Source organism: Streptococcus mitis (genome assembly GCF_003942765.1).
In the GTDB taxonomy this organism is placed as follows: Bacteria; Bacillota; Bacilli; order Lactobacillales; family Streptococcaceae; genus Streptococcus; species Streptococcus mitis_BE.
In genome coordinates, this window is the sequence record NZ_RJNW01000011.1 from 1 (window position 1) to 13,422 (window position 13,422).

At 40.0% G+C, this 13,422-nt stretch carries 3 protein-coding genes and 2 pseudogenes; all 5 read left to right on the forward strand.

Annotated elements, in window-relative coordinates; translation table 11 throughout:
* The coding region (locus tag D8849_RS10150; protein WP_125386996.1) for a MucBP domain-containing protein at positions 1-679 on the forward strand (679 nt) is incomplete at its 5' end.
* 157 nt (positions 680-836) lie between these two features.
* Positions 837-1,694, forward strand: coding sequence for a bifunctional methylenetetrahydrofolate dehydrogenase/methenyltetrahydrofolate cyclohydrolase (locus tag D8849_RS10155; RefSeq protein WP_049510683.1), 858 nt, complete (start codon positions 837-839; stop codon positions 1,692-1,694).
* Positions 1,695-2,059: 365 nt separating this feature from the next.
* Positions 2,060-9,271 carry an SIALI-17 repeat-containing surface protein gene (locus D8849_RS10160; protein ID WP_125386997.1) on the forward strand — a complete coding sequence of 2,404 codons (7,212 nt, stop codon included), beginning with the start codon at positions 2,060-2,062 and terminating at the stop codon, positions 9,269-9,271.
* A 164-nt stretch (positions 9,272-9,435) separates the two neighbouring features.
* Positions 9,436-9,543, forward strand: a pseudogene (locus tag D8849_RS10730) (YSIRK-type signal peptide-containing protein); the annotation flags it as partial.
* Between the two features lie 150 nt (positions 9,544-9,693).
* A pseudogene (locus D8849_RS10165) lies at positions 9,694-13,422 on the forward strand (beta-N-acetylglucosaminidase domain-containing protein); the annotation flags it as partial.

The following is a 13,422-nucleotide window of genomic DNA, read 5'->3' on the forward strand; positions in this document are numbered from 1 at the left end:
AGATACAGTAATTAACTACGTAGCAAACAAAGCAAACTTGGTAGTTAAATATGTAGATGAAAAAGGCAAAGACTTAATCCCTTCAGAAACAACAGAAGGAAAAGTAGGAGATGAGTATACAACAACTGGAAAAGTTGTTCCAGGACACCTACTTGTTCGTGTTGAAGGAGAAGCAAAAGGTAAGATTGGAAAAGACGGTTCAACAGTAACATACGTGTACAAACCAATCGGATCATGGATTCCAAACATCCCAGGTCAACCAACAACTCCAATCAAGTATCCAAATGACCCACAAGATCCAACAAAACCAGGACAACCAACAGAAGTGTTACCATACGTTCCAGGATTCACTCCAGAAGATAAAGATGGCAACCCACTTAAACCAGTTGATCCGAAAGATCCATCAAAAGGATATGTAGTACCAAACATCCCAACAGATCCAAGTCAAGATACAGTAATTAACTACGTTCCAAATCCAAGGGAAGTAGAAAAACCTGCTAAACCAGCTCAACCTTCTCAACCTTCTCAACCTTCTAAACAAGAAACACCTAAATATGTTGAAGGTCAAAAAGAGTTGCCTAACACAGGTACAGAAGCTAACGCTAGTCTAGCATCGCTCGGACTTCTTGGAGCACTAGGAGGGTTTGGACTTCTTGCTCGTAAGAAAAAAGAAGATTAAATCTAATTAGATTTTCTAATAAGAATAAGGAGTTGGATGGAATATCCGCTCCTTTTTCTTATAGTTTGAAACTATAGGATTGCCTAGGAAAGAAGTGTTAGAGGGGACTAACAGTTTTTGGTATAATGGAAGATATTTGAAAGAAAAGAGAAGTGATATGACACAGATTATTGATGGGAAGGCTCTAGCAGCTAAGTTACAAGGACAGCTGGCTGAAAAGACTGCAAGATTAAAGGAGGAGACAGGTTTAGTACCTGGTTTGGTGGTGATTTTGGTTGGGGACAACCCTGCCAGCCAAGTCTACGTTCGAAATAAGGAACGTTCTGCCCTTGCAGCTGGTTTTCGTAGTGAAGTAGTCCGAGTTCCAGAAACCATTACCCAAGAGGAATTGTTAAACTTGATTGCCAAATACAATCAAGATTCAGAATGGCACGGGATATTGGTCCAGTTACCATTGCCAAAACATATTGATGAAGAGGCGGTTTTATTAGCCATTGACCCAGAAAAGGATGTCGATGGTTTTCATCCGCTAAACATGGGGCGTCTTTGGTCAGGTCATCCAGTCATGATTCCTTCGACACCTGCAGGGATTATGGAAATGTTCCATGAATATGGGATTGACTTGGAAGGTAAAAATGCGGTCGTCATCGGTCGTTCCAATATCGTCGGAAAACCCATGGCCCAGCTTCTTTTGGCAAAGAATGCTACAGTGACTTTGACTCACTCACGGACTCATAATCTTGCCAAGGTGGCTGCTAAAGCAGATATTCTGGTGGTAGCAATCGGTCGTGCCAAGTTTGTGACTGCTGACTTTGTTAAACCTGGAGCAGTTGTCATTGATGTTGGGATGAATCGCGATGAAAATGGGAAGCTATGTGGTGATGTTGATTATGAGGCAGTTGCCCCACTTGCTAGCCACATCACACCAGTTCCTGGAGGTGTAGGTCCTATGACCATTACCATGCTGATGGAGCAAACTTATCAAGCAGCACTTCGGACATTGGATAGAAAATAGGAAAAAAGAAGGTAGAATAATGTTTTACCTTCTTTTTATATAATGCAGTCTAAAATGATATGAGTCCATAAACTATAAATTTGAAGTATGAAAATGCTATTAATAGAATGAAATTTGTATTGGAAAGAGTCTAGAATAGAAAGCTACTTTCATTGCACTTATTTCTTTTGAATGAACTTATCTTGCATACCATTTTGTTAGGTTAAATTGATGGAAAATGATTGCAATTTTAGGTGTGTTTTGATATATTTAATATATAAAATATATTATCGAACTTGGTACGTGTTTGTGTATTCAGAAGGAGGTCGTTTTTCAAAATAAAGTAAGCGCTTACTTTGTATCAAGAAAAAGAAATGAGGATTTTAATGAACAAAAGACTTTTTGATAAACGTTGTCATTATAGCATTCGTAAATTTGCAATAGGTGCGGCATCTGTAATGATTGGGGCTAGTATATTTGGCATTTCAGCTGTACAAGCTGAGGAAGTGGCTTCATCCAATACTCAAACAGGAGAAACAACTGTTCATCAAGCTCAGCCTTTAGATAAGCTTCCCGATGATGTGGCAGCTGCTATCGCAAAGGCTGATGAGAATGGTGGGCGTGAGTTTGTAAAACCAAAAGCTGAATCGGAAGGAGGAAAAGTTACTAAGGATACAGAACCTACTAAACCTGCTAATGAGGGTAGTCATGAATTAGCTAGCCCTAAAGTGGAAACTCCAAATAAAGTAGAAGAAGGAACCAAGGCTGAGGACAAACAGAAATCTGAAGAGGCAAATCCAAAGCCTGTTGAATCTGCATCAACATCTGGAACAGAACTGAAAGAGGATTCTAAAAAAAATTCTGAAAAGGACCAAGTGAAAGCAGACACAGAGATCAAACCTTCTTCTGAAAAATCGCAAGCACTATCTGGAGAGTCAAACAAAGCTGAAGTTGAAAAGGAAAAACAACTATTATCGGATCGAAAACAAGATTTTAATAAAGATTGGTATTTTAAACTAAATGCCCAAGGAGATTTTTCAAAAAAAGATGTGGATGTTCATGATTGGTCTAAACTGAATCTTCCTCATGATTGGAGTATTTATTTTGACTTCGATCACAAGTCTCCCGCGCGTAATGAAGGTGGCCAGTTAAATGGTGGAACAGCATGGTATCGTAAGACTTTCACATTAAATGAAGCAGACAAGAATAAGGATGTTCGTATCAATTTTGATGGGGTTTACATGGATTCAAAGGTCTATGTAAATGGTCAATTTGTTGGTCATTATCCAAGTGGATATAATCATTTTTCTTATGATATCACTAAGTTTTTAAACAAGGATGGTAGTGAAAATTCAATTACTGTTCAAGTGATCAATAAGCAACCAAGTAGTCGTTGGTATTCAGGAAGTGGGATTTATCGTGATGTAACCCTTAGTTATCGTGATAAAGTCCATGTTGCCGAAAATGGTAATCATATCACTACTCCAAAACTTGCTGAGCAAAAAGAAGGGAATGTTGAAACACAGGTTCAAAGTAAGATTAAAAATACGGATAAGAAGGCTGCTAAAGTCTTTGTGGAACAACAAATTTTTACTAAGGAAGGTAAGGTTGTTTCAGAATTAGTGCGCTCTGAAACGAAGAATTTAGCAGAAAATGAAACTGCAGATTTCAGACAAACAATCCTAGTTAATAAACCAACTCTTTGGACGACAAAAAGTTATCATCCTCAACTGTATGTTTTGAAAACAAAGGTTTATAAAGAAGGTCAACTAGTTGATGTAACAGAAGATACATTTGGTTACCGTTATTTTAATTGGACTGCTAAGGATGGTTTCTCTCTGAATGGTGAACGCATGAAATTCCACGGAGTAAGTATTCACCATGACAATGGAGCCTTGGGTGCAGAAGAGAATTATAAGGCTACTTATCGGAAATTAAAACTCCTGAAAGATATGGGGGTTAACTCTATTCGAACAACCCACAATCCAGCTAGTCCTCAGTTGCTTGATGCTGCAGCTAGTTTAGGTCTTTTGGTTCAAGAGGAAGCTTTTGATACTTGGTATGGTGGCAAGAAGACTTACGACTATGGACGGTTCTTTGATCAAGATGCAACTCATCCTGAAGCTAAGAAGGGTGAGAAGTGGTCTGATTTTGATCTTAGAACAATGGTAGAACGTGATAAGAACAATCCGTCTATCGTCATGTGGTCTCTTGGAAATGAGGTAGAAGAGGCAAATGGTAGTCCTCGTTCTATCGAGACAGCTAAACGTCTGAAGGCTATTATCAAGGCAATTGATACTGAACGTTATGTCACCATGGGTGAGAATAAATTTAGTCGTGCAGCAACAGGTGATTTCTTAAAAGTTGCAGAAATCATGGATGCTGTCGGTATGAACTATGGTGAACGTTTTTATGATGCGGTTCGTAGAGCGCATCCAGACTGGCTTATTTATGGTTCTGAAACCTCTTCAGCTACTAGAACGCGTGATTCTTATTACAATCCTGCTCAAATCCTTGGACACGATAACCGTCCAAATCGTCACTATGAACAATCTGATTATGGTAATGACCGTGTTGGGTGGGGAAGAACAGCTACTGAGTCATGGACTTTTGACCGTGATCGTGCTGGCTATGCTGGACAATTTATCTGGACAGGTATTGATTATATTGGGGAACCAACTCCATGGCATAACCAAGATAATACACCTGTGAAGAGTTCTTACTTTGGTATCATTGATACGGCTGGTTTACCGAAGAATGATTTTTACCTTTACCGTAGTGAATGGTATAGTGCTAAAGAAAAGCCAACTGTCCGAATTTTACCGCATTGGAACTGGACTGAAGAGACTCTTAAGGATCGCAAGATGCTGGTCGATGGAAAGGTTCCAGTTCGTACCTTCTCAAATGCTGCAAGTGTCGAATTGTTCTTAAATGGTGAGTCGCTTGGTAAAAAGGAATTTACTAAGAAAAGGACAGAAGATGGACGTCCATATCATGAGGGGGCTAAACCAAGTGAATTGTATCTTGAGTGGCTTGTAAAATATCAACCAGGCACACTGACTGCGATTGCTCGAGATGAAAATGGTAACGAAATTGCGCGTGATAGTGTGACAACTGCAGGTGAACCAGCAAGAGTTCGTCTGACTAAAGAAGAGCATGTTATCACTGCAGATGGGAAAGACCTATCCTACATCCATTACGAAATTGTTGATGGCGATGGGAATGTGGTTCCGACAGCGAATAATCTTGTTCATTTCAATCTTCATGGTCAGGGACAAATTGTTGGTGTGGATAATGGAGAACAAGCTAGCCGTGAGCGCTACAAAGCTCAAGCGGATGGAACATGGCAAAGACGTGCTTTCAATGGTAAAGGAGTTGTCATTGTAAAATCAACAGAAAAAGAAGGTAAATTTACTCTTTATGCAGATTCTGCTGGTTTAACTTCTGATAGCGCAACGGTCGCAACTGTGTCTGGTAAGAAAGAAAATCGTCACTTTGTAGCCTTTGCTCCTGTAAAAGCAACAACTGATGTTAGCACAAATCCTGAATTGCCTCAAACAGTAACAGCTATTTATAGCGATGGTAGTGTTGAGGAAAAGACTGTAACGTGGGATGTGCCAGCTGATTTGCTTACAAGCGCAGGTGAGAAAAAAGTATCTGGACGTGTAGAAGGTTTAGAAACCAGAGCTGAGGCACTTGTAAAAGTGATTGCCTTAGATAGATGGTTACCAAAAGTTGCTACAGTACCGGTTGGTACAACTGCAGCAGATTTGGATAAAACAGTCACAGCTGTTCTGACAGATGGTAGTTTGATCGATACAGATGTTGTTTCTTGGACCTTGAAAGATCCTGCTGCTTTGACCAAGGAAGGGGGACGTACGGAAGCTACTGGTAAATTAGTAGATGATGGCCATGAAGTTATGGCAACCTTTATCGCAAGCAGTAAGGAAACAACAAGTAGCATTACAGGACTTACTGTTGGGGATAAAGCTCTTGAGAACTTCGAGTCTGGCAAGACTTATTACCGTGTATCCCTTCCTTACACTGGAACAATTCCAAGTGTTGGGGCTCAGACTACTGGTTATCAAGTAACTGTTCAGCAAGCTTCTGCTGATAATGGTTATCAGGCTTCTGTCTTCTTGAGTGATCAAAAGGGTGACTTGGTTCAAACTTACCTAATTCAGTTTGTTAAGGAAGCTCCTGCCTTGAAACGTTTGGAAGTAGTTGTGGAAGGAAAAGAAACTGCTACTGAAGATCAGGTTTTAACTTATCGTGTCATTGGTAGTTATGAGGATGGTTCTCAAACAGAATTTTCAGCTTCAGATATTCACTTAGAAGTTAAACCTTCTGATGGTGGGCATCTTGAGGTGAATGGACAAAACCTCCTTCTTTATAGCAAAGGACGCGTGACATTGACACCTCGAATCGATAATCAAACAGAGAAAACAGAATCTGTAACCACTGAAGTGGTGATTAAAGAAAATAAAGTCAGCAAGAAGATTGTGAAACTTCATCCTGTGTCTGTTTCTACAGACATTAATCAGCAACCGAATCTACCTAAAGAAGTTGGAGCAGAATTTGATAAGGGCTTGCCACGCAAAGTATCTGTAACTTGGGACAAGGTAGATGAAAAAGAATTGGGTCGCTATCATAACTTTACCCTTAAAGGACATGTAGAAGGCACAGACATTGAAGCTCAAGCAACGGTGACAGTTGAAGGCTTACAAGTTGCAGAGGAAGTCAGCCTCACAGTACCTAAGGGTGAGACAGTTCAATTGCCAGCTAATGTTCGTGCTTACCATTCTAATGGAACAACTATCTACAAAGATGTGGTTTGGGAACAGGTTCCAGCCAACTTTAGTCAAACTGAAGGGATCTATGAAATCAATGGTCGTTTAGTAGGTAGCAATCTTACAACTAAAGCTCATGTTCGAGTGTCTAGTCAAGTTGTTGCTGGAAATAATATCTCGAAACAATGGACAGGGTCACAATTGCCAGCTGCCATTGTATCCAATACAGGAGGAGATGATTCAGCTAATACCTTGAACGACCTAACTGTGTCAAGAACGCCAACAGATGCTAAAAATAGATGGACTACTTGGAGAACAAATACTGATAATGACTGGGCTTCTATCTTATTTGGTAATTCAGGAGACTTGACGAAACGTTTTGTTAACAATTTGTCGGTTGATTTCTATACTGATGGAGCAATTGGTCTTCCAAAAGAATATGTAGTTGAATATTATGTAGGTAAAGAAATTCCAGATTTACCAAGTGATGTCAGCAATGCTCAGCGTGATACTAATCATCCATTTAATAATCCAGCCAACTGGAAGGCAGTTGAAAACTTACATGCTCCAAGCCAGCTATCTGCAACTCAAACCAATCACTTTACCTTTGACAAGGTAGAAACCTATGCTGTTCGTCTTCGAATGAAAAAGGCTGAAGGTACTGCGGGAGTTGGTCTGACAGAGCTAACTGTCCTTGGAAACAAGGTCTTAAGTGAAACAAGTTCAGATATTTCTATCAAAGTAGATGGCAAGGAGCTTGAACACTTTAATCCATCGAAAACAGATTATTATATTCCTCAATCTAGCAAGGAAATTACTGCAACAGCTAGCAACAATGGTTTGGTTACTCTTGTTCCAGCAACAAGTCCAAAAGGTGCGACACGTCTCATCTTAAAAGCAGAAGATGGTACGGTATTGAAAGAATATCGAATCTTCCGCAATGATGAGAGAGAAACTAGTCAACCTCTTGCTGCAGAAAATAGTGCTAAAACCTTGAACGTTGGAGACAATCTTCAACTTCCTTCAGAAGTCACTGTTTATTACCCAACTTCAACTACTTGGACTACAGATAAACTGGCAGTGAAATGGGATGCTATTCCTGAACATGCGACAGAGCATGAGGGAACATTTGAAATTACTGGTCATGTCATTGGTACAAATCTAACCACTAAAATGCAGGTGACAGTTGTTTCTAAAGGAAATCAAGTCATTTCAGAAAATCCAAGCAACAATGAAACGGATTCTAAAGCCTTTGCTTCGACAACGAACGATACACAAGCAGCTTCACATGATAGAATTTTCTATATCAATGATGGAAAATTTAATGAGGATGGACGTTGGACAAACTGGTCTCGTACACCAAAAAATCAAGAAACTTCTGTGGGAATATTGTTTAAGAAGAACGGTAACATTACCTCACAAGCTATTGGAAAAGTTGCCATGCAGTTCTTTAAAGACAGTGGAACAGATGCTCCAGAGAAAATGGTTTTAGAAAGATATATTGGCCCTGCCTTTACAGAACCAAGTACGATTTCTCGTTATGAAGAAAATGCTGACCATCCATTCAACAAGGCAGAAAATTGGGCTCCAATTCCTTACAAAGCTTCTGGAGAATTAGTAGCTGGGAAACCAATCGAGTTTAACTTTGATCCGATTCAAGCGATAGCTATTCGTGCTCGAATGACTCGTAAGTCGACTACTAACGGGCTAGCAGTAGTCGAATTTACAGCCTACTCTGAAGGAAAGGGAGCAGAAGTCGAAACACCATCAGCGACTATTTCAATCGATGGAAAAGCATTGGAAAACTTTGATCCAAATGTGACAGAGTACACCCTAACAACAATGGGAACTAAACCAAAAGTCACTGCGACAACTAGTGGACATGGAGTAGTCACAATAGTGGATCATGGAAATACAAATCTTCCAACACTGGTTCGTCTTGTTTCAAAAGATGGAAATCTGGTGAAAGAATATCGTTTACACTTTAAGTCTACCTTACAAACAACACCGACAGAAGGAGTTAAGAACTTAGTAGCAGAAGTTCCAAGCTTGGAAATTGAAAAGACTCCACTTCCGTTTAAAGAAGTTATTCGTGAAACCCCTGAGCTTGCTCAAGGTCAACGTCGTGTAGTTTCTGAAGGACAAGATGGAGAAAAAGTTGACTATATTCAAGTTTTGGGAACTACTAGAACTCTTGTTCATTCTGAACAAAGAAAAGCTCAAGATCGTATTATTGAAGTAGGAGTAAAACCATCTATTTCAAATAGTAAGGGTGAGGAACCTGCGCCAGTAAACGAAGTTCCAGGATTCAAAGGCGGTGCTAACTTTGTAGAAGCAGCAGTGAACGAAGTTCCAGAGTTCAAAGGCGGTGCTAACTTTGTAGAAGCGGCAGTAAACGAAGTTCCAGAATTCAAAGGTGGTGCTAACTTTGTAGAAGCAGCAGTAAACGAAGCTCCAGAATACACAGGAATTCTAGCTACAGTAGGAGATCAAGTAGTACCAAGTGTTGAGAAACCTGAATTTAAGGGTGGCGTTAATGCTGTAATGGCTCTAGAACATAAACTTCCAGAGTACCGTGGTATTCTAGCTACAGTAGGGAATCAACCAGCACCGACAGTAGAAAAACCAGAGTTTAAACTGAGTTCGTTAGAAAAAGCTCAGACTCCAGAAACACCAGTTCAAGTTGCCAAGGAAGACAAGAGATTGCCAGAAACTGGTGAAAAACAGTCAGAAACAGCTATTTTCTTGGCAGGTGTTACCTTGGCCTTGTCAGCAGCTTTATTAACTGCAAAACGCAAAGAGGATTAGTCTATGCGCCTAATACCATTCTATTTGTATAGATTGGTAGAAGATAAAAAATGAATCGATAAATGAGTCGAATAGATGGAGAGGACCAATTAGGCCTCTCCGTCTTTACTAGTGAAAATGGAATCGTTTACTTTCGTGTTTGGACGAAAGGAGATAAGATAAAGATGGATAAAAATTTTTTCAATAAACGTTGTCATTACAGTATTCGTAAATTCGCTATTGGAGTAGCTTCTGTTATGATTGGTGCCAGTCTCTTTGGTGTCAATCTAGTAGAGGCAGCAGAAACAGGTAGTGTAGGAGATAAAGAGGGAACTATAACTCAAGCTCAGCCATTGGAAAAGTTACCTGATGAACTTGCAGCAGTTTTGAAGAAAGCAGAAGAAAATCCTGGGAAGGAAGCTAGCTCGACAGTTGGAAATGGAGAAACTACAGGAGCGATTGGCTCTACCGATTCGACAAATAATCTTAAACCAGCTGAAGCACCTGGAATTCCAGAGAATGAAACAAAGCCGTCTGAAGCTATGAGTGGAGGACAAAATGATAAAGAAATCTCTAAACCTAGTCAACCAACTACACCTGAAACTCCAAAAGTCGAGCAAACAGGTGATGGAACAGTTGAATTGGCAGATCAATTCACTGCAAGTAAACCAGCTAGCGAAGATAGTATTGCAGCTGCCAGCAAGAGCGCAGACTATCTCAATAAAGAGTACAAGGTCTTCCCAACGCCACAAAAAGTGACTTATGGAGAAGGAGTCACAGCCCTTCATAAGCAAGTCAATCTGGTTATGGGCGATCAACTCGATCTCTATACTCGAAATCGCTTGAAGAGTGTCTTGCAGGATAATCAAGTATCCTATACTACTAGTAAATCTGCAGTTACAGGTGCAACCAACATCTTTCTTGGGGTGCATGGACGAGGCTCACAAGCAGAACAAAACTTGTCCAAGATTTCCGCAGGCCTCTTTGACAAGATTGACGCCTATGCCTTGACCGTCAAGGACAACTCTATTTCCATCGTCGGAAAAGACACAGATGCAGTCTTTTATGGTTTGACAACTTTGAAACATATGCTCAAGGAAAGTCAAGTGCCAGTCCTTCGCAATGTGACAGTGGAAGATTTCGCTGAAATCAAGAACCGTGGTTTCATCGAAGGTTACTATGGAAATCCATGGTCTAATGAAAATCGTAAAGAATTGATGCGTTATGGAAGTGAATTGAAGTTAACTCAATACTATTTCGCACCAAAAGATGATCCATACCACAACAAGAAATGGCGTGAACTTTACCCAGAAGAAAAACTAGCTGAAATCCGAGAACTCGCTCGTGTCGGTAATGAGACGAAAACGCGTTATGTTTGGACCATTCATCCATTTATGAATAAACGTATCCGCTTTGGTAATGAAGCGCATTACCAGGCTGATCTTGCAACCATCAAGGCTAAATTTACTCAGTTATTGGACGTAGGAGTACGAGAATTTGGTGTGCTTGCAGACGATGCACCAAGCCCAGTTGGTGGTTATCATAGTTATGTTCGCTTGATGAAGGATATAACAAATTGGTTGACTGAAAAACAAACAACATACAGTGGTCTTCGTAAAGATATGATTTTTGTTCCTGCCTGGTACATGGGGCAAGGAACTGAAGCTGAACTCCGGACCTTGAATGAACATCTTCCTGAAAATGTCCATTTAACACTTACTGGTGGAAAGGTTTGGGGTGCTGTTGACCAAATATTCTTAACGAACTTAAAGAAAAATTTAACGGAAGGCGGTAAAACTTACCGTCCAATTCAGTTTTGGATTAACTGGCCATGTAATGACAATACAAAGCCCCACCTAATTCTTGGTGGTGGTGAAAAATTCTTACATCCAAATGTTGATTTATCACTTGCACAAGGAATTATGTTAAATCCAATGCAACAATCTGAAGCTTCTAAAGTAGCACTTTTTGATATGGCTCAGTATGGATGGAAGCAATGGCAAAGTGCAGAAGAAGCAGAACAGATCAACGATATGGCCTTTAACTTTGTAGTCAATGATCGTTTCGAAGAAAGCAATGTTTCAAAGGCGTTTAGAGAACTCGGAAAACATATGCGTAATCAAAATAGACCTCCACATGTCACTAAATTAGAAGAGTCTGTAGAATTGGCTCCAAAATTGATAGAATTTTATAACAAACTCAAATCTGGTCAAAATCTGGATTCTGAAAGAAAAGAGTTGAGGGAAATTTTTGCTGGTTTGAAAGCCAATGCTCTTCTACTTAAAGAAAAAGGCGATCAGAAATTAATTGAACAAATTCACTATTGGTTAGATAATACAGTGGATCAAATGAACGCGCTTGAAGCTTTCTTAACAGCTACGGAAGGACTTACTGAAAAAAATGATGCCAAGGTATGGGAGTATTATCAGGCAGGAGTCAAACATTATGATCAGTCAGTTAAACATGCCTTCTTTTACGTTGACCATTATGAATACGCAGAATTTGGTGTCCAACATATTCGACCATTTATCAATAATCTCAAAGAATACTTAGCCTTGCATATCCAATCAATGTTGAATCCAGATAAATTTGTGACAACATTTATTACGAATCGTGCTGGAATAGAAGGCGGATTGAAAGAAGTCACAGATGGTGACTTTGATACACATGTGATTGCCAAAACAACAATTGTGATTGAAAGAGGTGATTATGTAGGCTTGCGCTTTAATAAGGCAATTAAAATACACAAATTAGGTTTCGCTACGGGTATTAATACAGCTGATAACTATACCTTTAGTAATGCAGTTGTGGAATATCAAAATGAAAAAGGAGAATGGGTAGCCCTAACGAACCCTGCATATACTGGTCGGGAACGCATTCTGGAATTTAATGGCCTAGATATCACAGCTCAAGCTGTTCGTATGATAGCAACAGCTAAGAAGGATAATGCTTGGCTCGCCATGCGTGAAATTGCTGTAAATAGACCCCTAGAGTTGGGTAGTAAGAAGGTTAGGGGCACTATTAGCTTAAGTTCAAATCTGATTTATAAATATGGAACAAGCGTTGTTCAGATGCAAGATGGTCAAGAAAACACGGAATCTATGATGGCACATGTTGATCAGACCAATGTCACACCAGAACAAGCTTGGGTACAAATGGACTTAGGTGGATTGCATAAAGTAAAACGAGTTCATCTGATGCAAGGGGAACGGGATAAACTAGCATCTGGAGTCGTCGAATATTCTGCGGATGGTACAAATTGGACTACACTTCAAAATTTAACAGGGCAACGAACTTCTGATATCGTGCAAGAATTTACAACTCGTTTTGTTCGCATTCGTAATACAGAAACCTTAAGTAAATGGTGGAGAATTGCGGAATTTAGAGTGGATGTAGATAGTCCAAATCTTGACTTAACAGATACCAACGTGGATGCCTTGAAGGAAACACCAGTAGTGGATAGCCTTGGTCGTTATGAACTTCAAATTCCAGCTGGAACTAAACTTCCTGCAAATAGCTATCTAGGCATGAAACTTGACCGAATCCATCAAGTTAATAGTATCCAGCTCCAAGGTCAAACCAACTCAGCACTCAGTCTAGAGTATTCTGTAAATGCGCAAGAATGGACACCAGCTAGCCAGTTGACAGACAGATCTGTCGCAACCCACTTGGTACGTTATGTTCGTCTTGTGAATAAAACAGACCAAGAACAGGCTGTTCCATCAACTTCTCTCCTTGTAACGACTAAAGAAGTGCAACCAACCAAACTAGAATCTACAACTATGGGCATTCATCCAACATATGGAAGCAATGATGTTCGTAAGATTAATAACCTCGATCAATTGTTTGATGGTGTGTACAACAACTTCGTTGAGTTTTCAGACTATGCCCATAAAGATGGCCATGTAACCTTAAAACTTGGCAGCGAACGCACTATCAAGAAGATCAGAGCCTACATCCAAGACGGAACTCAAAACTATCTTCGTGATGGTAAAATCCAAGTCAGCCAAGACGGTAAAACTTGGACAGATGTTGTGACAGTGGGAGATGGTGTAGCCAATAGTACACACGATGATTCATTGACAGATGGTTGGACACATGATTCTAAGATGCCAGGAAATCGTTACATCGAGGGTGAATTGACGACACCAGTCAAAGCCAACTATCTTCGT